The organism is uncultured Shewanella sp. (genome assembly GCF_947501225.1).
Classification (GTDB): Bacteria; Pseudomonadota; Gammaproteobacteria; order Enterobacterales; family Shewanellaceae; genus Shewanella.
Map to the genome: position 1 here is coordinate 1 of NZ_CANMUW010000012.1, position 23,834 is coordinate 23,834.

Annotated in this window: 23 protein-coding genes and 1 pseudogene; 6 read left to right on the forward strand and 18 right to left on the reverse strand. The window is 48.9% G+C overall.

All coding sequences use genetic code 11. The annotated features are described in order from the left end of the window. The first annotated feature begins 303 nt into the window (after nt 1–303). Nucleotides 304–774, forward strand: coding sequence for an RNA-binding protein (locus Q1B47_RS15730; RefSeq protein ID WP_299795546.1), 471 nt, complete (start codon nt 304–306; stop codon nt 772–774). A 26-nt stretch (nt 775–800) separates the two neighbouring features. Here Q1B47_RS15730 and murI read toward each other — a convergent pair whose 3' ends face one another. After that, complete coding sequence (murI, locus tag Q1B47_RS15735; protein WP_299795548.1) at nt 801–1,622, reverse strand: glutamate racemase; 822 nt, start codon at nt 1,620–1,622, stop codon at nt 801–803. A 131-nt stretch (nt 1,623–1,753) separates the two neighbouring features. Between murI and trmA the strand changes: the two genes are divergently transcribed. After that, nucleotides 1,754–2,851, forward strand: coding sequence for a tRNA (uridine(54)-C5)-methyltransferase TrmA (gene trmA / locus Q1B47_RS15740; RefSeq protein ID WP_299795550.1), 1,098 nt, complete (start codon nt 1,754–1,756; stop codon nt 2,849–2,851). Nucleotides 2,852–2,944: 93 nt separating this feature from the next. Here the strand turns inward: trmA and fabR are convergent, their stop codons facing one another. After that, nucleotides 2,945–3,559 (reverse strand): HTH-type transcriptional repressor FabR, encoded by a 615-nt coding sequence (fabR, locus tag Q1B47_RS15745; RefSeq protein ID WP_299795844.1) that lies wholly within the window; start codon nt 3,557–3,559, stop codon nt 2,945–2,947. A 156-nt stretch (nt 3,560–3,715) separates the two neighbouring features. On the opposite strand from fabR, the gene Q1B47_RS15750 reads away from it, so the two are divergent. The 3 genes from Q1B47_RS15750 to mnmH all read left to right on the forward strand — a co-directional run bounded on the left by Q1B47_RS15750 (nt 3,716) and on the right by mnmH (nt 7,161). Then, nucleotides 3,716–4,822 carry a fatty acid desaturase gene (locus Q1B47_RS15750; RefSeq protein ID WP_299795552.1) on the forward strand — a complete coding sequence of 369 codons (1,107 nt, stop codon included), beginning with the start codon at nt 3,716–3,718 and terminating at the stop codon, nt 4,820–4,822. Between the two features lie 189 nt (nt 4,823–5,011). Next, complete coding sequence (gene selD, locus Q1B47_RS15755) at nt 5,012–6,052, forward strand: selenide, water dikinase SelD (RefSeq protein WP_299795554.1); 1,041 nt, start codon at nt 5,012–5,014, stop codon at nt 6,050–6,052. Beyond that, nucleotides 6,052–7,161, forward strand: coding sequence for a tRNA 2-selenouridine(34) synthase MnmH (mnmH, locus tag Q1B47_RS15760; protein WP_299795557.1), 1,110 nt, complete (start codon nt 6,052–6,054; stop codon nt 7,159–7,161). Before selD ends, mnmH begins: the two co-directional genes overlap by 1 nt. A gap of 73 nt (nt 7,162–7,234) precedes the next feature. Here the strand turns inward: mnmH and Q1B47_RS15765 are convergent, their stop codons facing one another. The 4 genes from Q1B47_RS15765 to nudE form a co-directional block, all read right to left on the reverse strand. Further along, entirely contained in the window at nt 7,235–8,998 is a 1,764-nt protein-coding gene (locus Q1B47_RS15765; protein ID WP_299795559.1) for an MFS transporter, read from the reverse strand. 30 nt (nt 8,999–9,028) lie between these two features. Continuing rightward, entirely contained in the window at nt 9,029–9,478 is a 450-nt protein-coding gene (locus Q1B47_RS15770) for an N-acetyltransferase (protein ID WP_299795561.1), read from the reverse strand. Continuing rightward, entirely contained in the window at nt 9,471–10,283 is an 813-nt protein-coding gene (gene cysQ / locus Q1B47_RS15775) for a 3'(2'),5'-bisphosphate nucleotidase CysQ (RefSeq protein ID WP_299795563.1), read from the reverse strand. The genes Q1B47_RS15770 and cysQ overlap by 8 nt, the downstream gene beginning before the upstream one ends. Before the next feature lie 70 nt (nt 10,284–10,353). After that, on the reverse strand, nt 10,354–10,899 hold the full coding sequence (gene nudE, locus Q1B47_RS15780) for an ADP compounds hydrolase NudE (protein WP_299795565.1): 546 nt from the start codon (nt 10,897–10,899) through the stop codon (nt 10,354–10,356). Nucleotides 10,900–10,986: 87 nt separating this feature from the next. Here nudE and yrfG point away from each other — a divergent pair, with 87 nt between their 5' ends. After that, nucleotides 10,987–11,652, forward strand: coding sequence for a GMP/IMP nucleotidase (gene yrfG / locus Q1B47_RS15785; protein WP_299795567.1), 666 nt, complete (start codon nt 10,987–10,989; stop codon nt 11,650–11,652). 196 nt (nt 11,653–11,848) lie between these two features. Here the strand turns inward: yrfG and Q1B47_RS15790 are convergent, their stop codons facing one another. The 12 genes and pseudogenes from Q1B47_RS15790 to gspC form a co-directional block, all read right to left on the reverse strand. Next, nucleotides 11,849–12,607, reverse strand: a complete 759-nt coding sequence (locus Q1B47_RS15790) for a type II secretion system protein N (protein ID WP_299795569.1) — start codon at nt 12,605–12,607, stop codon at nt 11,849–11,851. A gap of 77 nt (nt 12,608–12,684) precedes the next feature. Beyond that, nucleotides 12,685–13,161: a type II secretion system protein M gene (locus Q1B47_RS15795; protein ID WP_299795571.1), complete on the reverse strand. Its 477-nt coding sequence runs from the start codon at nt 13,159–13,161 to the stop codon at nt 12,685–12,687. 1 nt (nt 13,162) lies between these two features. Beyond that, the gene (gspL, locus tag Q1B47_RS15800; RefSeq protein ID WP_299795573.1) at nt 13,163–14,356 is read right to left on the reverse strand and encodes a type II secretion system protein GspL; all 1,194 of its coding nucleotides are present in this window, start codon (nt 14,354–14,356) and stop codon (nt 13,163–13,165) included. 86 nt (nt 14,357–14,442) lie between these two features. Further along, a complete protein-coding gene (gene gspK / locus Q1B47_RS15805) occupies nt 14,443–15,438 on the reverse strand; it encodes a type II secretion system minor pseudopilin GspK (protein ID WP_299795575.1) in 996 nt (331 codons plus the stop codon). Beyond that, nucleotides 15,438–16,193 carry a type II secretion system minor pseudopilin GspJ gene (gspJ, locus tag Q1B47_RS15810; protein ID WP_299795577.1) on the reverse strand — a complete coding sequence of 252 codons (756 nt, stop codon included), beginning with the start codon at nt 16,191–16,193 and terminating at the stop codon, nt 15,438–15,440. Before gspJ ends, gspK begins: the two co-directional genes overlap by 1 nt. Continuing rightward, nucleotides 16,174–16,545 (reverse strand): type II secretion system minor pseudopilin GspI, encoded by a 372-nt coding sequence (gene gspI, locus Q1B47_RS15815; RefSeq protein WP_299795579.1) that lies wholly within the window; start codon nt 16,543–16,545, stop codon nt 16,174–16,176. Before gspI ends, gspJ begins: the two co-directional genes overlap by 20 nt. 81 nt (nt 16,546–16,626) lie before the next feature. Further along, nucleotides 16,627–17,266 (reverse strand): annotated as a pseudogene (gene gspH / locus Q1B47_RS15820) (type II secretion system minor pseudopilin GspH). After that, complete coding sequence (gene gspG / locus Q1B47_RS15825; RefSeq protein ID WP_299795581.1) at nt 17,229–17,663, reverse strand: type II secretion system major pseudopilin GspG; 435 nt, start codon at nt 17,661–17,663, stop codon at nt 17,229–17,231. Before gspG ends, gspH begins: the two are co-directional and overlap by 38 nt. A gap of 150 nt (nt 17,664–17,813) precedes the next feature. After that, nucleotides 17,814–19,037 carry a type II secretion system inner membrane protein GspF gene (gene gspF, locus Q1B47_RS15830; RefSeq protein ID WP_299795583.1) on the reverse strand — a complete coding sequence of 408 codons (1,224 nt, stop codon included), beginning with the start codon at nt 19,035–19,037 and terminating at the stop codon, nt 17,814–17,816. A 3-nt stretch (nt 19,038–19,040) separates the two neighbouring features. After that, nucleotides 19,041–20,612: a type II secretion system ATPase GspE gene (gene gspE / locus Q1B47_RS15835; protein WP_299795585.1), complete on the reverse strand. Its 1,572-nt coding sequence runs from the start codon at nt 20,610–20,612 to the stop codon at nt 19,041–19,043. After that, on the reverse strand, nt 20,605–22,737 hold the full coding sequence (gene gspD, locus Q1B47_RS15840) for a type II secretion system secretin GspD (protein WP_299795587.1): 2,133 nt from the start codon (nt 22,735–22,737) through the stop codon (nt 20,605–20,607). Before gspD ends, gspE begins: the two co-directional genes overlap by 8 nt. A gap of 24 nt (nt 22,738–22,761) precedes the next feature. Further along, nucleotides 22,762–23,673 (reverse strand): type II secretion system protein GspC, encoded by a 912-nt coding sequence (gspC, locus tag Q1B47_RS15845; protein WP_299795589.1) that lies wholly within the window; start codon nt 23,671–23,673, stop codon nt 22,762–22,764. Between the last annotated feature and the right edge of the window lie 161 nt (nt 23,674–23,834).

Consider the following 23,834-nt stretch of genomic DNA (forward strand, 5'->3'; position numbering starts at 1 on the left):
CACATCTCCATGAGATGTAGGCTGTATGCCTGCTGCGCCGTGTCAGTGGTTGCGCATTATAGGGATCTCGGAGCAGATCACAAGGCCTTTTTTCCACTTTCATGTTTATACGCCGAAGTTTTGTTCAGAGCGGTACTTTTTCGCTTAATTTTACTTCAGCTTGTTCATGAATCGGCCAGCGACTCCAAAGCAGGGTAACTATTAAGTTCATTTTTTCAGCAATAGGCTAGTGTAATGCTAAATAATTCATTACCATATACCTGCTATTAACAGTTATTTATCAATTCTTCAGAGAACATATATATGCAAAAGCCATTTCTTATTGTTTTGATTATCGCCATCCTCGGTGCGTTAGCGATTAACTTCGTCGCTCCAGAGCTAAACGCTGCCGTTGCTTTTTTTGTTGGTGCTATTATTGCGAGCGCTGTCTTTACCCTTCAAGGTCAAACTTCATCATCGAGTGACAATGCGTCCAGCGTTGAGCAATACACAGGCCCAACGATGACATTATATGTAGGAAACTTGCCTTATCGCGTACATGAAGGTGAAGTAAAGGAGTTATTCGGCAAATATGGACCGGTCAACTCAGTGCGTTTGGTTCGTGACCGTAAGACCGGTCGACGTAAAGGTTTCGGATTCATCGAAATGTCAGAGGCTGGTGCTAAGAAAGCCATGTCTAAATTAAATGAGTACGAGTTCCAAGAGCGTACATTAAAAGTGAGAGAAGCAAAGTCACAGGATTCAGACAAGAGCGAGAAGCCGGCAGCCAGTTAACTCGCTCCCTTAATTGTTAAAACTCATTAGTCAGGTTGGACTCTTTCAATCTTAGAGAATCCAATTTTGGCTAATGTGTTTTTAAGTCCCCCTTCAATTTCCTTAGCCGTATAGAGTGCAGTCATCTCTTTCTTACCCTGCTCAATAACTGCTACCTCCATAGAGTCTCTAACTCTGACTTCGTCCGCCGACTGACACAGGCTGGTTACTCTTGCCGCCACAGCCTTCGCAGAATCCAGTAACAGGACATCTTTACCTAAATAGTCCTTAATTTCGGCTTTCAACATCGGAAAATGGGTACAGCCTAATACCAGCGTATCGATACCGCTCAATTTAACCGGTTTTAATATGTGATCCATTTCGACTCGGGAGATCTGATACCCGGCAGCTTTTCTTTCTGACAACAATACAAGTTCAGATGAGCCATATAACTCAACCTTACAATTACCACCAAACTTCTCTATCAGCTCATGAGTATAGGGGCGCCTTATGGTTCCCGGCGTTGCAAGTACACCAATATGTCTCTTTTTTGATACTGCTGCAGCGGGCTTAATAGCGGGCACGACTCCTACAACGGGAATATTCAATGCCCCCCGGAGCTCAGGTAACACTAAGGTGCTTGCGGTGTTACAAGCAATAACGACTAAAGATGCCTCCAACCGTTTAACCATAGTGGTGATAAGAGCCCTACAACCATCAATGAGTATCTCCTCTTCCAACTCACCATAGGGCAGGCGTGCATTATCGAAAAGATAGCAATAGTCTTTATTCGGTAGTACTTGTCTGATCTCATCAAGAATAGATAGACCACCTATTCCTGAATCAAAAACAAGTATTGGTCCTGACAAATCACTTCTCCCCTTATATATACCTACACGAATTTTCACACAACATCCGTAAAATCGGAAGCCAGAAACTGGACATCCTCGCTATCTAGTATAATAATTCCGCCCCAAATCAAACCAAGGGTGATCAAGAAATGAATTTAGCAGCAATGGATCCTAGTACCTATGATGCGCAACTCGAAGAAAAACGTATCAAGCTGGAACAGATATTCACTGACTTTGATACACCAAAACTAGAAGTTTTCAGCTCCGAGCCAGCTCATTATCGTATGCGTGCCGAATTCCGCATATGGCATGACGGCGACGACATGTACTACTATATGTTTGATAAGTCTCTTAACAGCAAAGTTCGTTGCGACCAATTTCTGCCGGCAAGCGAATTGATCAATAAGGTGATGCCTGCTCTTATCGATGAGCTAAAGCCTAACCCAACGCTAAGACATAGGTTATTCCAGATAGATTTCCTCTCAACTCTAAGCGGTGAGATCTTGGTGTCTTTGCTTTACCACAAGCAACTTGATGCACAATGGGAAGTTGAAGCTAAAACCTTAAAAGAGAAGTTAGCAGACAGTTTCAACATCAATCTAATTGGTAGGGCTCGAAAGCAGAAATTGATAATGGACAAAGACTTTGTCATCGAATCTTTAACTGTTAACAACGAGCAGCTTCAATATCATCAGATTGAAAATAGCTTCACACAACCCAATGGTAAAGTCTCAGTGAAGATGCTCGAGTGGGCAATAGATGTCACTAAGAATAGCCAAGGTGATCTGCTGGAACTCTATTGTGGTAATGGTAACTTTTCGATTGCTCTGGCACAAAACTTCGAGCGCGTATTAGCCACAGAACTGGCTAAACCATCTGTTGAATCTGCTCAATACAATATCAAGATAAATAAGATTGATAACTTGCAGATCATCCGTATGTCGGCAGAAGACTTTACTGATGCAATGGCAAAGAAGCGTACCTTCAGACGGTTAGAGGGTATCGATCTGGACAGTTATAACTGTAATACCATTTTCGTCGATCCGCCCAGAGCCGGTATGGACCCGGACACGGTAAAACTGGTGCAGAAGTATGAGCGTATCGTCTACATATCATGTAACCCCAATACCCTTATCGACAACCTGGTGGAATTAAACAAGACGCACAAGATCACCCGTTTTGCACTGTTCGACCAGTTCCCATATACAGATCATATGGAATCCGGGGTTTTCTTAGAGAGGCGCTGATAGGGACCTACAGCAGAAAGGGCCGCAAGGCCCTTTCTCGTCACTGAGAATACAGCTGAATCATTGGCTTCATTTTAACTTCGCAACAAAACGTTACTTATTATCAGCCTTTTGTTGTAATACTTCGGCACCTTTGGCCACCATACGCAGCTGTATAACTAATCTATCGGCGAGTACCTTCCTGTCAACCCGCTTCATATCCAAAGCTGCAGCCCCCGCATTAAAGACCAGAGTCACCAGTGCCTCGGCCTGAGCCCTGGCTAACTCCGGGCTTCGTTTCGCAGTGGCTTCGGTATAGTGGGCCAACTCAGAGATAAAGTGTTCAATTTCACGAGCCACAGCCGCTCGAAATGGTGCCGATGTCCCGGAGCGCTCATGCAATAAAATCCTGAACACATTAGGGTTAGACTCTAAAACTTCCATGAAAGTGTCGACAGAGATTCGGATAACACTTCCACCCGCCTCGGCCCTCTGCCGTCCTTTTCGCATCATCTGTCTAAGGGTTAATCCCCCTTCATCGACCATGGTGAGCCCAAGCTCATTCATATCTTTAAAATGACGATAAAAGGAGGTCGGCGCAATTTTGGCTTCCCGCGCAACTTCACGCAAGCTCAGACTGGAGAAACTACGCTCAGCATTTAATTGATTGAACGCCGCATCGACGAGTGCCCGACGAGTCTTCTCTTTCTGCTGTGCTCTTATACCCATCATGCTGGCTCCGTAATCTTAAGAGTGATCACGAGATGATACATTTTTTGATAACAAAACGCAGCCCTTTGATATCGCTCATTGCTTGACCTATTTAGCATTGCAATGCTAAATTAGCGTACAGATGTACGCTCAAAATAGGACTAAAAAATAATAATGAATAAACCCCCGTTAATTTGGACCAATGTATCGCTATTTGCCATCACGTTTATTGGGGCCGTGTTCCTTGTACCTTGGTATGGATATCAGCATGGTTATGGCGCAGGTGAGTGGTTGGCTTTCATCGGCTTTGCCTTTGCCAGCGGCCTATCAATCACGGCCGGCTACCACAGACTGTGGTCCCACAAAACTTACAAAGCCAGTTCACCTGTACGCTTTATCTTCGCTCTGGGTGGCGCTCTTGCTTTACAAAACAGCGCCCTTCATTGGTCTTCAGATCATCGAGTACATCACAAACATGTCGATAACAACGACAAGGACCCCTACTCGGCAAACATGGGTTTTTGGTATAGCCACATAGGTTGGATGTTGAGGGAGTATCAGGCTCAGCGTTATCACGACTATAAAAATGTTCGGGATCTGCAAAATGACAAGATTGTCATGTGGCAGCATAAATATTACTTAGTATTAGTGGTCTTGATGAATATCGCTCTGCCCGCACTGCTTGGGTGGCTCAACGGTGACATTATCGGCATGCTCTTAATGGCTGGCTTGTTAAGACTGGTCGTTGTTCATCACTGTACTTTCTTCATCAACTCTCTGGCACATGTCTGGGGAAGTCAGCCCTATACCGACCGGAACACTGCCAGAGACAACGGCATAATTGCTCTTCTTACCTATGGTGAGGGGTACCATAATTTTCACCACATCTTTGAGAATGACTATAGAAACGGAATTCGGTGGTGGCAATACGATCCAACTAAATGGCTTATCAACCTGCTCAACTGGCTTGGTTTAGCAAAAGATCTACGTGTTACACCACAAGAGCGAATCGAGACTGCCATGTTACAGATGCAACTAAAGCGAACCCAGAGCCTGGTGGCGAACCTAAGCAACTGTGATGAAGCGTTAGAGAAACTGCAGATGGAGTATGAGCTGTTAAAGTCACACCTGGCAGACTACTACAAGGCAAAGAAGAGGTTGCTTGAAGCTAAGCGGAAACAGTTAGCCAATAAGCAGTTGGTTTTAGACGTTAAGGAGCTGAAAAAACGCTTCCATACTCAACAAAAAAACTGGCGGCTACTGACAGCAACTTACGCATAACCTATGCGGGAACACAGGGCTACAGGAAACGGTAGCCCTTAGGAGTCATAACCTGACGCCTAACCCATAAGCTGAGAGGTTTCAGATGAGAGCCTGTTATCGACTTGCAAAGTCGCACTTTATTGAAGTGATCTGGCTATAGGACTATGATGTCCGCCTAACAATCTTATCAACGGACTTTTTGCGTTCATGTCAGAATCAGAAATAAAGCTTACCGAATACAGTCACGGTGCAGGGTGTGGCTGTAAAATATCCCCAAAAGTCCTGAGCACAATATTAGCATCTCAACTTCCTGTCTTCGAAGATCCCAATATCCTGGTTGGAAACCAAACCAGAGATGATGCCGCCGTTTATAAACTCAACGATGAAACCGGTATCATAAGCACTACCGACTTCTTTATGCCAATTGTCGACGATCCCTTTACCTTTGGTCGTATCGCGGCAACTAATGCCATCAGTGATATCTACGCCATGGGCGGCACGCCCATGATGGCCATCGCAATCTTAGGCTGGCCAATCAATAAATTACCTCCTGAGGTGGCACAACAAGTTGTAGACGGCGGGCGACAAGCCTGTGCCGACGCCGGTATAATGCTTGCCGGAGGCCATAGTATCGACTCTCCCGAGCCGATATTCGGACTCGCTGTATCGGGACAGATCCCTCTTTCTGAGCTAAAGCAGAACAATACGGCACAAGCCGGAGACAGACTCTATATCACTAAGCCTCTTGGTATTGGCATATTAACCACGGCGCAAAAGCAGAAGAAGATAGCACCGGAGGATACCCAAATTGCCGCCGATGCTATGTGCCAGCTCAATACCTTAGGCCCTGTAATAGCTAAGATACCCGGCGTTAGTGCGATGACCGACGTTACAGGTTTCGGCCTGGCCGGGCACCTGATTGAGATGTGTCAGGGTGCCGGTTTAAGCTCAAAGATTAATGTATCCGCTATTCCACTACTTGCCAAAGCGGAACACTACCTTGACATGGGGTGCATACCGGGTGGCACTCACAGAAACTTCGACAGCTATAGCGAACACCTGCCAAAACTTAGCGATAAACAGAAGGCCATTATCTGCGACCCCCAAACCAGCGGTGGCTTATTGATCTCAGTTTCTGAAGAGGCGGAGAGTGAACTAATAGCTCTGCTCGCCAAGCACGGGGTTCCATCCGACTGCATCGGGAGCCTTGACGACTCAAACCAATCGACATTAGTGGAGCTCCTCTGATGAGCAAGAATATTGTTCCCAGGAGTGCCTACCGAGAGCTCATGCTCAGCGGTCACCCTATGATGGATGTCAGGGCACCTATTGAGTTCTCCAAGGGAGCCTTTCCCTCCAGCACAAACTTACCGCTCATGATGGACAATGAACGTCAGAAGGTGGGAACTTGCTATAAAAACAAGGGCCAGGAGGCAGCTATTGCACTCGGCCACTCTTTGGTAAATGGAAAGGTAAAGCAACATAGAGTCGAAGCATGGCTTGCCTTTATTCGCCAACACCCAAATGCCTACCTTTACTGCTTCCGCGGAGGACTCAGATCCCAGCTAACTCAGCAGTGGTTAAAAGAGGGCGGTATCGATATCCCCTATATTGAGGGTGGTTATAAAGCCATGCGTCAATACCTGATCGAGGTGATTGATGAAGCCCCCTCATTGAGCCCTATCCATATTCTCAGCGGCATAACCGGCAGTGGTAAAACTGACTTTCTGCTGCAACGCTCTGAGGCTATCGATCTGGAGGGCCTGGCTCACCACCGCGGCTCCAGCTTCGGGCGATATCATGAACCACAACCTAGCCAGATTAATTTCGAGAATAGCCTGGCAGTCTCACTGCTCAAACATCAACACAGGGCGGAAAAATGTCTGCTTGTCGAGGATGAGAGCTTCCTTATAGGGCGTTCGGCAATACCTAAGAAGTTTTACTCCGGTATGCAGGAGGCAGATATGCTTGTGCTTGAAGAGCCGGAGGAAGCCAGACTGGAAAGGCTGTTGAACGAATATGTTCATAAGATGCACTCCGGCTACGTAGAGCGCTTAGGTGAAGAAGCCGGGTTCGATGCTTTTTCACAGTATCTGACTCAAAGTATCACAGGGATTAAGAAACGACTCGGCGGCCAACTCCATGACGAGTTTCAATCGATCATAACCAATGCACTCGATATTCAACACCAACGTGGCGATACTCAGCCACACCTGGAGTGGATATCACTTCTGCTCACAAGATATTACGACCCTATGTATAGGTATCAGCTGGATAAAAAGCAATCCAGAATCATTTTCAAGGGCTCCCATCAAGCCATGCATGAATGGCTTGATGAGTATTCATCAAAACGATAGCAATCCCGGCACCTTATCCGGCTTGGAAAGCGGGAGCCTTTATAGTCAATTAAAGGCTCTTTCTGATAAGCTTTCAGTCCAAGGCCACAATAAGCCTTGTCACTCCCCTTCTCCCCTGCCCGATAGACTTCGACACATCCGAATCCCGGATAGTAATATAGCGCTTGGTAAAGGCGGCAAGTCTAGAGGGAAACGCATCGGCTAAGAGCGAGTAGTCGAGCTTCGAAAGATACACCAACTCCTGAGCTGACAGGGCAAGCTCGACGCGATTCACCATCTCACTCAAGGCTGGTGCATGTTTAGCTATATCTTCGTGAGTCATAGGCTGAGGCAGGTTACACTCGACAAGCATCCCGCACCTCCTCAGCAACCCAGAGCACCAATCACCTCCCAGAGAACCACTGACCAGGATGCGCACAGGTCTTATTGAGAGGTGCTGCAGCCAAAACAGCGCCAAAGGCGACCTGGCAGAACCTAAGAGCAAGGCCGCTTCCGTTCTGGGGATGAGGTCCCTATCAACCACAGTCACCGACCTAACTACCCTTGAGTGCAGATAAGCGATAAATCTTACCCCCAGTTCAGGCTGCCTGAGATAAAGAAACAAGCCAACGGCAAGATTAGTCATTGCCAACAACAGAAATAATACGGCAATACTCCAATTCAATATCCCCAGAATAATCATGGAGGCAGCTGCCGAAACCACCATAAAGAGTGCATTTAAAATGTTATTTGCCGCTATAGCCTGAGCACACTCTCCCTCTTCGGTTCTGGCTTGAATAAATGCATACAGAGGAACGATAAAGACTCCGCCACTGACTCCCACCATGAACAGATCGACCATCAAACGGTAATGCTGTGGCTGGTGGAGGAAAGTGACCGCGGAGTAGAGAGCTTCCTGCTCCCTCATCCCCTCTGGAACGGCCCAGTAAACATCGATACCAAACAGGGCTAAACCCAACAAACCAAATGGCAAAAGCCCCAACTCTACCCTCCTGAATGAGAGGTGCTCGCAGACAAAAGAGCCTACCGCAATACCGATAGAAAATAGCGCCAAGAGCAGAGAAACAACGGTCGCTCCCGCATGCAGGTGAATCCTGGCGAAATTTGGAAACTGTGTCAGGTAGGTCGCCCCAAGAAACCAAAACCAGCTGATGGCTACTATAGCCATCCATACCGAGGGAGTACGTTGTACTTTTTTGATGCTATTGATACTACCGGAAAACGGAGCAAAGCGAAGCTTCTTAGGTTCTCGTTTCAGCGGAATTGCCGGTATAAGCAGACTCGAAAATAGACCCGACAGCGCCAGAAAGCAGACTGTCAGGGCCGCAAAGAGTTTAGGAGCATCGCTTGCCACAATGAAGCCTGCTGTGATCGTGCCCGTAAGTATGGAGATAAAAGTTCCCATCTCCACCCATGCATTACCTTTCACCAACTCTTTCTCTTTCAGTACCTGAGGGAGAAGTGAATATTTAACCGGCCCGAAATAGGCGGATTGAACACCGGTCAGAAAGAGGAGTAACAGCATCACCAGATAACTTTGAGTGATGATGGCCATCGCGGCGCACAGCATGATCATCACCTCCAACAGCTTGAGACGCCTGATCAACAGGGCTTTATCAATATTGTCGGCTATGATCCCCGCATGGGCCGAGAAAAGGAAGAATGGCAATATAAACAGGCCGGCGGCCAAGTTGACAAAGAGGTTCACCTCAATGGGCAGACTATCAACCTGAGAGTAGGTTACAAACAGTAGTAATACATTCTTATAGACATTGTCATTCAAAGCGCCAAGACATTGAGTCACAAAGTAAGGAAAGAAGCGTCTGCTCAGTACCATATTCCTCCCTCAACTAAAGCTATACAAAAGTTACTTAACATAAGTCAGCAGTAATCTGGGCTCAGATTCACCAAAGTAATCCGCTTCATAGCCGGTCTGAACGAAACCTAAATCAAGATACAGGGCCTTAGCACTATTATCCGGAGCAACCGTCAACTGAACACGGGAGACAGATGAGGGAAGTCGACTCAGAAATTGGGTCAAAAGTTTACGCCCTATCCCCTTGCCTCTCAATGATTCACAAACGGCAACAGATAAGATCCAACACAGGTGCGTATCGGCTCCCGGAGCCGCAAGTAAATACCCCTGTGTGGTATCTTCATCATCGCCGGCCACCAGAAAGCCACCGGGCCAACAATCCAGCGCCTGACGAAAAAAGAAATCTGGATAACAGTGTCCGGGAAAACATCGCTGCTCGAGTTCGTTAACGCCTTGAAGATCACGCTTGTCGGCAGGACGTATCTGAATAGAGTTACTCATTTATTAAAATTTTATCCCACTCCAGGTGGGGGGAGCCGACGACAATAAAGTTTGGATTTTCCAGGCTTTCTCGCTCGTTATAGCTCAATGGCTGAAGCTCAAGATCCATTATCTGCCCACCTGCTTCCTCGATAATGATCTGCGCAGCGCCCGTATCCCACTCTCCCGTAGGGCCAATACGCACATAACAATCTGCTTTGCCCTCGGCAATGAGACAACTCTTCAGTGCGGCTCCACCCAGGACTATCAGTTCACAATGCCTTGGCTGGTTAAACAGCTTTAACACCGACTGAGGATCCTGGCGGCGACTTACAGCAAGCTTCAAAGGGGGCTCAGCACTATCTGCCAGTTGACGACTGACAATTCTCACTTCCGAGTTCTCATCACGCTTATAGGCCCCAAGTCCTGCAATAGCGTAATAGCACACCTCAGTCATGGGCGCATACACCACCCCCATGATAGGGCGGTTATGCTCTACCAGAGCGATAATTACCGAAAAATCACCACTGCCGGCAATAAACTCGCCGGTGCCATCGAGAGGGTCAACCAACCAATAGCGATCCCACTGCTCTCTCTGTGAGAATGGGATGTCGGCATCCTCCTCGGATAACACTGGAATATCAGGAGTTAATGCCTTAAGCGCTGAAGTGATACTATTATGTGCGGCTATATCCGCAGAGGTCACAGGAGTGTTATCCGATTTAACCTCTTTATCAAATGAGCCATTCAGATAGATATTTCGTATCTCCGAACCAGCTTGAACTGCAATATCAATAACTTGTTCTATATACTCTTCTGGCCTCATAACCGCTCCATAAGCCTCTTACCACTAAAAAGATTCAACAAAGAGTGCGTCTAAATAACACTAACTACAATTACAGTTTTAGGTATTTCTGGGCTAAAAACAAGGCACTCACACTCCTTGATTCGGAAAAATCCTCCTGTTCCAGCAGCGACTGCCAATTATCCAGAGGCCAGTGGATCAACTCTATGGGTTCGGGCTCATCTCCATCCAGTTGACTTTCAAATAGCTCCTCAGCGATAAAAATCTGCATCTTACTGGCAAAATAACCGGGGGCTAAACTGAGCTCCATCAGATGTGTAAGCTTAGCGGCTCCATAGCCAATCTCCTCCTGAAGCTCCCTGTTGGCCGCCTCATGAGCCTCCTCTCCCGGATCGATCAACCCCTTGGGGAATCCGAGTTCATAGGAGTGAGTGCCTGCCGCATACTCTCTTCCCAGAAGCAGAGTTTCACGGTTAAGTACCGGAACCACCATGACCGCACCACGGTTATTCCCTTTCATCCTTTCATATTGACGCTCGACCTGATTCGAAAACTTCAGATGCACCTGTTCAATTTTGAACAGACGACTTTGGGCGACTATCTCAGCGCCTAAAATTTCCGGCTTCTTGTCCTTCATGAAAGTCCCTGACTAAATTGCTATTTGCTTAACAATACAATCTTACTATCATGTTTTTAATCTACAACCAGAATTTGAACAGATTATATGTTTCCATGGAATAAGATAGACACGGTATTACTCGATATGGATGGCACCCTGCTGGACCTACATTTCGATAACCACTTTTGGTTAAGTCTGGTTCCTGAAGAGCTCAGTCGTCAGAAAGGACTCACAAGCCATGCGGCCCAACAACTGGTAGAGTCCGCCTACCAAAAGGTATTCGGTACCTTGGAGTGGTACTGTTTAGATTACTGGCAGAAAGAGTTACAGATAGAGATTCTTGAGTTACATAGAACCTTAGTCGACAGGATCCAGCTAAGGCAAGACAGCATGCCTTTCCTAACCGCTTTAGGCGAGCAGGGGAAGTCACGTATCTTAGTCACCAATGCTCATCCACACAGCCTTTCACTCAAGCTTGAGCATACCGAATTGGAGCGAGGGTTAGATATGATGCTCTCAAGCCACGACACAGGCTACCCCAAAGAGCACCCTGAATTTTGGCGCTACCTGTTTCAACATTTCAGTTTAGAGCCCAGCCGCTGCCTGTTTGTCGATGACAGCGAAGCGATCCTCAAGGCTGCCAGAGAGGCGGGGGTAGGATATCAGCTTGGAATTACCAACCCGGATAGCCAGAAGCCGGATAAGGTATTTAGTGATTTCCCCGCCATAAGTGATTACCACCTGCTATTAGACGACCTACTGGCCGATTAGACCAATTCACGCCCCCCCATAAGTATTCTGACCGCCAGGGTCTAAAGCGTTCCCTACGCTTTTAAGACATTTCCCATATCCATATGGGTCAGATGGCGGGAATGCCAATAACTGCAGGGAGCGATTATGGCCAGACACAAAAAAGGCACTGTTCAGTGCCTTTTAAAACTATCAAATGAAAACTGAGAGCTTCTGTTTAAAAAGGAAGCCGTCCCTGATAGCTGATCGGGTAATAACCCTGGCTATCCTTCTTGCCTAAGAAGCTCAGTGCCTTCTTAAGATCCTCCGGTTGAGATGGGGTCTCTTTTATCTTAGCCGAAACCTGCACCATCTTTTCCGCCTTCACCAGCACACTACCACTCAAGCCTAACTGGTTCATAGATTCATCGGAGTTCACCTTGACGTTACCGTCGACACAGCTCAAGCCCAGCTCGATATCCCCCAAGGGGTAATCGCCAAACTGATTTTTAACATTCGCACCGTTAAGGAAGAGCTTACCCGTTAACTGTTCGCACCACGGTTGCCCCTGTGCGAGCTCCTCGATAAACAGGCTGATGTCACCGCCCACTTTCGTTCGGAAAGGTAATCTGGTATCGCCTACCAGGAAACTGCCCGGCGCTTCAAACCGGAGAGCCTGTGCCTGTATCCCATCCATAGACAGGGTCACAGAACCTTTGCCGTTGACCACGGTTCCACGATTACCGCTCACAAGGTCTAACCTGACTTTACCGAGAAACAGAGACCAGGGGCTGAGTTCCCACTGCACCAGCTCCAACTGCCGCTTTTCGACGGTGAGCGACTCAACCTCCCCGGACCATATGGTGCCCGACACTCCGTTCAGACTTATCGTGTTAGGCAGGGGGGCCAGGCTGACGACCACGCTTGCGGGTAACAGCGCGATTAAGAACACCAGATAAAACAACACGCCAACGATAATTTTCTTTGCTAAATTCACTACAATACCTTAATAAAAACAGTTGCTTTTCACTCTAAGCACTTAACCACGTGGTTAATATCAACTTATTTCCGGCGTTATTTTGATAACTGGATGCGGCGAACACGCACTAATCCCGGTACATCCGATTCAGCGAGATCGATACTATCCAGCGACAGCCCTTTCTCCTGAACCAGTTCATTTAAGTACCCAAGCAAAGAGTCAAACGGTACATCATCCATCCATAGCTGGATCTTGTTCCCCTGAGGCTGCATACGCGTTATCTCTAACCCGAATGCACCGGCACTCTGGTTCACGGCGGCACTTAAGCTGCCTTTAAATTTTGCCTGAGCCCCGGTTTGCTTCAAACCGGCGATCTTATTTGCAGTTTGCTTAACGAAATTCAGTGTACTCTGCTGTGCCTGCAGTCGACGCTCAGCATCGAGCTCGGCATTGGATATCGGCGTCCAGATCCCCCAATAAAAAATTCCGATAACCAGCACTACCGCACATGTGCCTACCAACTGCTGCTCTCTCAGAATTAGTCCGTTCCACCACGCTTTAAGGTTTTCCATCTTACTTGCTCCTCAGCGTCAGGGTACTGGTAACGGCATCTTCGCCACTGTTCATCGCTCCCGAGTCCAGCTGATATGAACGGGAAACTATCGTCTTAAACTGTTCGATCTGGGCATAACTCTTAGCGGTCACCTGCATTCGCAACTCGTTGCGGGCGCTATCGAAACGTAATGTTGTCGGTTTCAAATCTGCAACCTGAGTAAAGGCCTCCTCCAGCCCCTCAAGCATAGAGAAAAACTCACTGCCTCCCCCCTGTCCCTGCATGCTACGAAGCTCTCTGTCCATCTGAGATCTGAGGTTGACGATACGGGAACTCCCCGGCACCACCTGCTTATAGATAGCCTCACTCTGCGCCTTTAAGCGCGCCTGTTCTGCGTCGAGTTGATAGATATTGAGGCCTTTATTTACCAGGGCCAGCAACAGAGCTATAGCGGCAACTACTGCCACGTTACGCCATAACATGAGATTTTTTCCAAACTCACGCTTAGGGGTGTAAACGCCTGATAGCAGATTCAAGGGCGCGTTTAACACTCCCTTAGCCAACACCAACATAGGTAACTCAAGTGCCTGCTCCTCTACCTGTGTACCTGGCAGTGACAGTTCACTATAGGCTGCAACAGATACAGGGCTTTCCGACTCTGCAGGAAGCAGTTTAGGCAACAGGCTATTGACCCACCCTTCACTCAGGGTAACACCCGCCCCTTCGCCGGTTCTCAACAGGTATTCACGATTGAACTTCATCGCAGCCCATTGACACTGCTCCAGTGGAAGGGCGAGACAATCGGGGACAAGACGCTTAGCCTTCAACCCCGCCTCACTGAGCCAGCTTAGCCAGTCCTGCATCTGTTCATGAGCCACCACGGCTACGCTCAGAGACTCACCACTGCGCGGACCGGGAACAAAATGAAGCAGATCGACGTTCTCGGCCAGACTCTCCTCGAGCATAAATGGTAGTGCCTGAATTGCCTGACGCTGCCCCTTTTCCGGCAGGTCGACCTGAGTCAGGGTGATGGATGAGGAGGGAACTAAAACATCTACGGGACGATTACCGGCGCGCTCAGTCAGACTCGACAGCGCAACAGCATCCTTTACTTCACCAGAGGCGATGATCTCTTGCTCCTGCTCAGACCAAACCAGCCAAGAGCAGGCCTGCTCTGAGCTTGTTCCTAAGCGGATAAATAGTCTTTCACTCACATTAACTCTCCACAATCCTCATCAACTCACCCGATGAGATTATCTCATTTTATTCTTTTACCACCCGGGAAGGGTGATATTAATATTTACTTCTGACCACCGAACTGTCGGGTCAGGACATCCATCTTATTGCCATTGCCTCGTTTGAGCACGCTATCGAGTCGAAACGTTGCGTTGTCGACCTTGGCACCCGCCTCCAACAGGAAGTAGTTGCTGTCGACCACAAAGGTTGTCTTTAAGTCCGCTTCAGATTGCAGGCTGGCCAGAGACGAGTTCTCCCAGAACTCCTCAATCTTCTCAAAGCCATCGCCGGGGCGTTGATTGATGATACTTTCGGCCTCACCAACGGAAATTTTATTATCAAACATGCCTGCCATCAGGGCAGCCTGCTCCACCTTCAAGGTGTTTACATTGAGCAACTGGCGGTCATCCCCCGGAATGACGCAGATATAGGGCAAAAGTTTCATATAGATATCTTGGGTATACCCCATAACGGCTCTGAGCTCACTTCGATGGCTCATCAGGGTATTTGCCGCCCTATATGGCACATTCCTCGACTCATAATCGGCATCTTCGGCGCCAAACGGACTCGCGGTACTATCCTCGTCGATATAATCTTTCAGGGTATGTGTCAGTCGCTCCGCCGAAAACTCATCCATGCCCACCGCCACCAGTAGCCCCTTATACTGCACAGCCGGCAGCGGTAGCTTGGGCTGGCCATTCTCAAGCTCTTTGCTCTCGATAGAGAGGGCATTGAGATTAAAACAGGATCGCATATCACTTATCTTGCCGGCAATTTCACCATGTTCGGCGGGAAAAACCACATCTGCCAGTGCCCAGTACTGCTGCAGGTGCACCGTGCCATCGGCATCATCGAGATCCTGTTTCAGCACCTTCTTGGTTATCTCTTCGGCCGAAATCGCATACCAATACGCCTGATCATATTGGGTCAGGTTCAGCGTACGCCTGACAGAGAGCTGATTACGGCTGTTAATGTTGGTCGCGATAATCGCCACCATAGCCACTATCAGGAGCACAACGATAAGTGCAACACCACGCTGCTTACCCGGAAGCTTAACCACTAGCCCTCGCTCCCGTCACGCTCATCACCATTACCGCTATTTGAACCGTTTCCACTGCCGTTATTATTATCGTTGTTATTATTGCCACCGCTATTGTTGCCGCCGTTATTACCGCCATTGTCATCATTTCCAGATCCCTCTGGCGCACCTTTTGGCAGCAGGAACTTGCGCTGTATCTTGCCATAGCCCTCTAATTCAATCTCCATAGCTATCGCCTTGGGCAGCTTAGTTCCGTCAACCTTTCTCTCCCACTTATCTTCCATGAAGAAGGAGTACTCTACCGAGATCACATCCTTAATAACGATAGTCTTGATGGGCTCACTACCAAACTCCGGCTCCGGATAGGGGTAGTACCAACGTTCCAGGTTATTTTCCCGCACCACATAGGCCACAGACTGAATGCTGCCCCTGGGCAGTAAACCGTCCGGGTTCAACCAACCGAGACGATAGAAGACCAAACCTTCAGATTCCGAATCCAGAATATCTTCGCCGGTCTGAAACACTGTGGTACCACGACCGCCTTCAAGCAAGCGCGGGGTACGGGCCACCATCTGCCCCAGATCCCGTTCGAGGGCGCCGAAGCCCTGCTGAAGCGATTTTAACTTTCCTGAAAATTCTTTAGTGGCGGCATCGTTTTGAAGCACCGTCTGCAAAACTGAGTTGGCGGCGAGTCCCAGCATGGAAAAGATGGCGATGGCGACTAACATCTCGAGCAGGGTAAAACCTGCCGCCCCTCTAGTCCTGATTGAGCACATAGCTGCTTACCTGAGCGAGGATACGCTGATATCGCTCATCATCGCTGACACTAATCCGGATCATTCTGAATTTATCATCCGTAGTTTTTACCACCTCTTTACGCCAATACCAGTCTCGCCCGGCCAGTTCAACCTGACCCTCTTTCTTACCAATATCCGGAAATTTCGGCTCCAATCTGGCCTCAACCATCTCATTATCTGCAACCCATTGCGCATAGGTCCGCTCCTCTAAGATAGGCATGTTGGCAATCTGATCGCCCAGGCTCTTAGTGATCGATACCGCGGCAATAGAAAATACGGCTAAGGCGACGATAACCTCCAACAGGGTCATGCCTTTAACGCTACGATTCACAACGATACCCAAGCATATGTGGCACCTTTAGTTTGAGTACAAACGGTCGAATCATTTCGCCGTGTCTGTAGTGCGAAAGTGTTAATCATCGAATCCATCGTCTCTACCCAGCGTTAACCGCCCCAGAGCATCCCCCACGACCAAAGCCTCAATATCTCTGCCTGATTCATCTTTGCCGGAGAAGATAAGCTCAAATGCGCTCATCTCTCCGCTGGGGAAAAGCATCACCTGAGGTTCAGGAAACTTCTTCTTATCCTCTTCAGACTTTTCAATCAGAGGCTCTTCGAACCAGGTGTCCTGCTCCTCATCCTCTTGCACCAAAGGTAAGCCATCGAGTATCAGATCCAGCTTGACTCCATGCTCCATCTGCCTCTCGGAAAGGAGCCGGTCCTGCACCAGAGGCTTCCACCTCCCCTCATCGTAAAACACATATTTATAGCTTTCATCATCGATCACTATGCCGATAAAGTGGCCACTGAGCACGGTTTCATCCAGCACCATCTCGGTAGACGCCATAAACTGCAGGGCCGTCCTCTCAAGCTCTCTCTGCTTATCGGCACCGCTCATCGACATCGTCACCGCAGAAGCAGCCAGCCCCATCAACAAGATGACCAGCAAGACCTCCATCAGGGTAAAACCTTTATGTAACTTCATCGGTAACGGTTAATCGGCAGCTCAGAGTTTTATTGGAAATCCTGCAGGTTCCAGTTACCGATATCATCTTCGGTACCCGGCTGTCCGTCCGGACCTGCACTGAATATATCGATCTTGCCGTTTTCACCCGGGCTAAGTAACAGGTAGTCATTTCTCCATGGATCCTGCGGCAGACGCTTCACATAACCATCGGTACGGTAATTACGTGGCTCGGGTGAGATAGTCGGCTTCTGTACCAGTGCTTCCAAACCCTGCTCTGTAGTCGGATAGATGCTGTTATCCAGCTTATACATATCTAAGGAGTTCTCTAACGCAACAATATCCGAAACAGCCTTCTGCAGATCGGCCTTGTCCTTATTCCCCATCAAGTTAGGCACAACCATAGAGGCCAGAATACCTAAGATCACGATAACAACCATCACTTCGAGTAAGGTAAAACCTTTCTGTTTGTTTCTTGCTTGCATTAACAACATCCTCTTATTGAGACCGCTCTGCATCACAACCAAACGCGAAGCAGAGAACCAGGTAAATTAGTTATTCAGTTACTGCTTATCCGGCTTAATGTCAGATTTACAGTTCAATTAAATTAACGATACAGTTTTGTCGATCGGGCTTTAGCCACTGATCATATTATTTAGCTCTAAGATGGGCTGCAGAATAGCCAGAACGATAAACAGCACCACGGCAGCCATACTCACCACTAGCATAGGTTCAAACACACCCAGGGCAATGTTCACGTTGGACTCAAACTCTCTGTCCTGATTATCTGCCGCTCGCTCCAACATATGTTCAAGCTGACCACTCTTCTCACCCGAGGTGATCATATAGAGCATCATAGGAGGAAAAAGTTTCGTATTCGTCAGGGCGGCGCCTAAGCTGGTGCCCTCCCTGACTCTTGCCGTCGCCTCTTCGACCGCGGCGCGTACTTTAACATTGATAAGCACTTCACTGGCAATACGCATTGCATCAAGCAGTGGTACCGCACTGGCGGTTAAAATACTTAAGGTGCGTGCAAAGCGGGCAGTATTCAACCCTTTGCTGACACGGCCAATTACCGGAAAAACGAGTAACAGGCTATCGTACTTCATCCGATACTCGGCTTTCATCAACAAGCGCTTAAACAGCACCAAGCCTATGACGATGACCCCTAAGATCATCAAGCCATAATCTCTGACAAAATCAGATGATGCGATCAGTAACAGGGTAGTCCAGGGAAGCTCCTGCCCCATATGTTCAAACTGTCCCACCACCTCAGGCACAACTGCGGCCAGTAGGATGGCGATAACACTGATAGCAACCAGGGTAAGCACGACAGGATAGATCATCGCCTGCGTCATCTTACTCTTGAGCTGATGCCTTCTCTCTGTGTAATCTGCCAGACGGTTAAGGACCACCTCAAGGTGACCGGACTTCTCTCCCGACGCCACCATGGCACGGTAGAGATCATCGAAGATATGCGGAAATTCAGCCATGGAGTCTGCAAGGCTATAACCCTCAACGACACGGGATCTCACCGCCATCACCATGCTGGCTAACCTGGCTTTCTCACACTGTTGGCCTACCGCCTTAAGTGCCTCCTCGACGGGAAGTCCTGCAGCAACTAAGGTGGCTATCTGACGTGTGATCAGTGCAAGCTCTGCAACGGAGATGCCGCGCTTAAACAAGCTTTTTCCCGACGATTTCGCTTTGGACTCTTTCTCAACCACAGGAGTGATCTCCAGTGGCATCAATCGCTGTTCGCGCAGTTGACCGCGAGCATGACGAGCCGTATCGGCTTCCATCACGCCTTTCTTCTGTTTTCCTTTAGAGTCTAAGGCCTTATATTCAAATGCTGGCATCTGTTACTCCTCGCGGGTGACACGCAACACTTCCTCAAGCGTTGTGATCCCTGCAAGTACCTTACCCATACCGTCATGACGAATACTCGGCGTCGACTGACGAATATGCTTCTCAATCGCCAGCTCACCGCGGCCCGTATGAATAAGCTCACGAACATCATCATCGACCACCAGAAGTTCATGTATCCCTGTACGTCCACGGTAACCGTTGTGACCACAAGCCTTACAGCCCTGAGCACGATATATCACCCGGCTGTCGTCGGCATCGATGCCCAGCAGCGCGCGCTCACTCTGATCCGGCACATGCTCAGACTTACAGTCGGAACACAGGGTTCTAATCAGTCTTTGAGCCAATACTCCCAACAGGCTCGAGGAGACGAGGAAAGGCTCGACCCCCATATCCTGTAATCGGGTAATCGACCCCGATGCGGTATTGGTATGCAGAGTCGACAGCACCATATGACCGGTTAACGATGCCTGAACCGCAATCTGCGCCGTCTCCAGGTCACGGATCTCACCAATCATGACCACGTCGGGATCCTGACGAAGAATCGCACGCAGTCCGCGGGCAAAGGTCATATCGACCTTAGTGTTGACCTGAGTCTGACCAATTCCTTCGAGTTCATACTCGATAGGGTCTTCGACGGTAAGAATATTGGTATCTTTAGAGTTAAGCTCGGTCAAACCGGCATAGAGAGTCGTACTCTTACCCGAGCCCGTAGGTCCGGTGACCAGGATGATACCGTGAGGCTTACGGATCAGCTCATCGAACTGAATACGCACCTGCTCTGTCATACCCAGTTGAACCAGGTCCAGGTTACCCGCATTCTTATCCAGCAGACGCAGTACCACACGCTCGCCATGGCTGGACGGCATTGTCGATACACGCACATCGACGGCGCGGCCGGCGATACGTAACGAGATACGGCCATCCTGAGGCACACGCTTCTCGGCGATATCCAGACGTGCCATCACCTTAATACGTGAAACCAGAAGTGACGAGAGTTTACGGTTCGGCTTGAGCACCTCTTTGAGTACACCGTCGACACGGAAACGCACGACAAGTTGTTTCTCATAGGTCTCGATGTGGATATCCGAGGCTTCCTCTTTAATCGCCTCCGACAGTAAGGCATTGATTAGCTTGATGATAGGTGCGTCATCATCACCTTCAAGCAGATCTTCGGTCTGAGGCAGCTCCTCGGCCAGAGTAAACAGATCCATCTCATTACCGATATCTTCCATCAGCTGCTGAGCCTCAGATGAGTTAGCCTGATAGGCCTGAGTCAACCTGGCTTCAAACTCGTCCGGCGCCAGCTGAACAAGAGGTAACTCCTGCCCCGTATAACGGCGCGCCTCGAGCAGGGCTTCAACCGGCGTAGCATCGGTATGGTATAGGGTAAGCGGTTGCTCACCGACACTGTCGAGCACCACCTCGAAGCGATGCGCAAAGGCGAAGGGTAATCGCTCCTTACTCGTCGAGTGAAACACCTCATCGCTTTCACTCTCTGCCGCCAGTCCCAGCTCACCTGTCACTTGAGCCAGTTCATCATTCTGAGAAGCTTGGATCTCACTCATCATCTTTCTCTTCGCTTGAGTTCTCTTGCTGATCTTTCTCTTTGCTCTCGGAGATCGTCTTCAGGGCCGGATCGGTTTCGCGCATATTAGTCGCCAGCCCCTTGCCCTCTTTGTAACGTTCCAGAATATCGTTGACCTCGGGAGGAAGATAATCAGACTGACTCCACTCTTCGAGTACAGGCACCTCGCTGTTTGGCATCAGGTTGATACCACGCTCCTGCTGCTCAAGCTGCAGTGCGCGGAAGTAGTTATACTTACGCCCTGCGATGCCCTCCATGGTGATGCCGTCGCGGATAATGGTCGGCTTGATAAATACCATCAGGTTTTTCTTCTTCTTGCCACTGGAAGATGACTTGAACAGATGACCGATAACCGGGATATCACCGAGGAAAGGCACCTTCTGCACACTTTCCTGCACCTCTTCGTTGATAAGGCCGCCCAGGACGACGATCTGACCCGAATCGGCCATAACCGTCGTGGTCAGACGACGGGTCGCGAAGGTCACGTCGACGCCGGTTTTACCGTTGATACCGGACACCTCCTGCTCGATGGTTAACTTAACCGAAGTGCCTTCGTTGATCTGCGGCACGACCTTAAGCTTAACCCCGACTTCCTTACGCTCGACCGTCTGGAACGGGTTGTTGTTATTCGAGCTCGAGGTAGAACCGGTCAAAATAGGCACCTCATCACCGACGATAAACGAGGCTTCCTGATTATCCAGTGTGGTGATAGAGGGAGTCGCCAGAACATTCGACTTAGTATCGCTGGAGACCGCCTGGATCAGCGCCCCGAAGTCGCCCATGGCCACGCCCCACGCCATACCATTCACCTTGCCCAGGGCCTGAGCCAACAGGGTGATATCACCTTGAGTGGCCGGGTTCGTTGTACAGGTACCATTTGAATCACAAACCTTGGTGCCATCTTTCTCTTGGGCCTGCCAGATACCGGCACCGATTTCGCCGATTGTCGGGCCTAAGTTGTTGAACTGAGTACCACCACCGGAAGCCGTGGCCCACTGCACGCCGAAACCGACATCATCACCCTCGGCGACCTCGACAATAATAGCCTCTACCAGTACCTGTGCACGGCGAATATCCAGCTGATTGACGACACTCTCTATGGTGCGCATCTGATCAGGCTCGGCGCTGATGACCAGAGCATTGGTATCGGTATGGGCCATGATGTTAATTTCATTACGACGCTTACTGCCGCCCGCCTGCGCGCCACCATCTTTATCATCGACCAGCTTCTGGGCAAAACCGGTCAACACCTCTACCAGATCTTCGGCATTGGCATAACGCAGGTAACGCACCTTAGTGTTGCCCATGCTGGCCTGCTCGGCATCCAGATTCTTAATCAGTGCCACCACACGCTGGCGACTCTTCTCATCACCACTGACAATAACCGCATTCATCCGCTCATCCGCCACCACCTTAGGCGCCTGTCCCGGCAGCTGTGACTTATTGGCGGTCGAACGGTAGAGGCTATCGATAATTCGTACAATCTCACCCGCAGATGCAAACTCGAGAGAGACCACCTGAACCTCTGTGTCACCCTGCTTATCGACGCGGCGCACGATCTCAACTAATTTGTTTACCACGGCCGCGCGGCCCGAGATCATCAATACATTGGATGGGTCATAGTTAACGACATTACCGCCACCGGCATTATCATTGAGCTGACGAAGCAACGGTGCCAGTTGCTTGGCTTCGGTGTTATAGAGGGCAACGATGCGTGTCACCATCTCATCGCCTAAGCCGGGTTTATCATCATCGGCAACCCGGATAGATGCGGTCTTAGCATCCTTATCCTTGATCACCTTGATGATATTGTTGTCCATCTCTACGACCGCATAGCCATAGACCTGAAGCACATTGAGGAAGAATTGATAATACTGCTCATCGTCCAGCAGATCATAGCTACGTACGTTGATCTTGCCGCGAACCGTTGGGTCGACGATGATGGTTCTATTCAGGTTTTTACCAACTATGTTGATAAACTCTTGAATATCAGTCCCTTTAAAATTTGCCGCATACTGCTCAGACCAAGCGATTTGAGGAGCTAAGAGTGAGGCTCCCATCACCACGCCTGCGATAAGCTTGTGACGAATTTTCTTATTATTCATTTGTTTACTTCCCCTAAAACCTTTTTATTGCGGCAGACTGAACAGGATCTCAACCAGCTGCCCTTCCCGTTCGATCATCAAAGAGATCTCGGTTAATTCAGGTAGTTGTGCCATTACTTCCAATGCCTGACTCATCTGAGTCAAATCATAGCCGTTTATTGATTTCGCTAAATCGTTAGCCTTAAAACCAGCCTTCTTGAATAGTTCTCTATCTTTTCCGGGATTCAAGCGGTAGCCCTGGAGCTCACCACCACGTTTTACCGGAGAGATTGCCAGATAGTCGGTCAATTTACTCGGATCGGCTAACAGCTCATCTCTCGAGCTCACCAGCTCCTTAGCAACCTGCTTATCTTTTCTCTTATCGACCTTACCCATCGACGACTTGGCTCGCTGCAACTGCTGATTCGCCTTACCACCGGTCTCATATTTTAGTCCATCCAGCATCAAGGTCTCATAGCGACCACTGTTAGTTATGATAATGCGATCCGCATAAACCTCTTTCAGCGAGGCCGAGGTACCTCTAATTTTATCACCTAAACTATAGGTGTTCTGACTGCCACCGGAGGCAATGACTGCTAACCCATGCTGTTGAGCTGTGGACGCCACAACCCCGGTCAATTGTATGGAGAGTGAGGTTTTAGGTGCGTCGGTGATCTTTTCTTCAACTGGTGCAATTTTAGGCTGTTCTGCCCCCGATTCGGCCCTACCGAACAGAGACAACTCCTTCAAACCAGAGATACTGACACGGCCAGCCGAACTGTGACTAACCGGAGTAGGTTGCCAGTTTGATGGTGAATCAGAAGCCGGAACCAGCTTCCAGGTGATCTGAGCCAGGAGGTAGATGGTTACTAATAAACCGACCCAAAAAGCCGCCAAACTCAAAGGCTTATGCGGTATTCCCGCAGCCTTACTAATAACTTTATCTAATAAATCCATATTGAGTGGACCCTCTGTACAGGTCTCTGTTCTGCTTAAGATAATTTAGGATGTCGTGACTCATGCTAACCCACACTGCTAATGGCAACAAGCCCATAACACCTGCTTAATTGGCGAAAATAGGCCAAATATGCTAACTTTACGCGCCTTAAAAGGGTGTG

What these genes read in the sequence shown, in the direction of transcription:
- Q1B47_RS15750 (WP_299795552.1), top strand. Translation starts at nt 3,716, where the DNA reads ATGAATAAACCCCCGTTAATTTGGACCAATGTATCGCTATTTGCCATC.
- Q1B47_RS15730 (WP_299795546.1), top strand. Translation starts at nt 304, where the DNA reads ATGCAAAAGCCATTTCTTATTGTTTTGATTATCGCCATCCTCGGTGCG.
- gspC (WP_299795589.1), bottom strand. Translation starts at nt 23,673, where the DNA reads ATGGATTTATTAGATAAAGTTATTAGTAAGGCTGCGGGAATACCGCAT.
- Q1B47_RS15765 (WP_299795559.1), bottom strand. Translation starts at nt 8,998, where the DNA reads ATGGTACTGAGCAGACGCTTCTTTCCTTACTTTGTGACTCAATGTCTT.
- mnmH (WP_299795557.1), top strand. Translation starts at nt 6,052, where the DNA reads ATGAGCAAGAATATTGTTCCCAGGAGTGCCTACCGAGAGCTCATGCTC.
- selD (WP_299795554.1), top strand. Translation starts at nt 5,012, where the DNA reads ATGTCAGAATCAGAAATAAAGCTTACCGAATACAGTCACGGTGCAGGG.
- gspF (WP_299795583.1), bottom strand. Translation starts at nt 19,037, where the DNA reads ATGCCAGCATTTGAATATAAGGCCTTAGACTCTAAAGGAAAACAGAAG.
- nudE (WP_299795565.1), bottom strand. Translation starts at nt 10,899, where the DNA reads ATGAAGGACAAGAAGCCGGAAATTTTAGGCGCTGAGATAGTCGCCCAA.
- fabR (WP_299795844.1), bottom strand. Translation starts at nt 3,559, where the DNA reads ATGGGTATAAGAGCACAGCAGAAAGAGAAGACTCGTCGGGCACTCGTC.
- gspJ (WP_299795577.1), bottom strand. Translation starts at nt 16,193, where the DNA reads ATGTGCTCAATCAGGACTAGAGGGGCGGCAGGTTTTACCCTGCTCGAG.
- cysQ (WP_299795563.1), bottom strand. Translation starts at nt 10,283, where the DNA reads ATGAGGCCAGAAGAGTATATAGAACAAGTTATTGATATTGCAGTTCAA.
- gspG (WP_299795581.1), bottom strand. Translation starts at nt 17,663, where the DNA reads ATGCAAGCAAGAAACAAACAGAAAGGTTTTACCTTACTCGAAGTGATG.
- yrfG (WP_299795567.1), top strand. Translation starts at nt 10,987, where the DNA reads ATGTTTCCATGGAATAAGATAGACACGGTATTACTCGATATGGATGGC.
- Q1B47_RS15770 (WP_299795561.1), bottom strand. Translation starts at nt 9,478, where the DNA reads ATGAGTAACTCTATTCAGATACGTCCTGCCGACAAGCGTGATCTTCAA.
- trmA (WP_299795550.1), top strand. Translation starts at nt 1,754, where the DNA reads ATGAATTTAGCAGCAATGGATCCTAGTACCTATGATGCGCAACTCGAA.
- Q1B47_RS15795 (WP_299795571.1), bottom strand. Translation starts at nt 13,161, where the DNA reads ATGGAAAACCTTAAAGCGTGGTGGAACGGACTAATTCTGAGAGAGCAG.
- gspE (WP_299795585.1), bottom strand. Translation starts at nt 20,612, where the DNA reads ATGAGTGAGATCCAAGCTTCTCAGAATGATGAACTGGCTCAAGTGACA.
- gspD (WP_299795587.1), bottom strand. Translation starts at nt 22,737, where the DNA reads ATGAATAATAAGAAAATTCGTCACAAGCTTATCGCAGGCGTGGTGATG.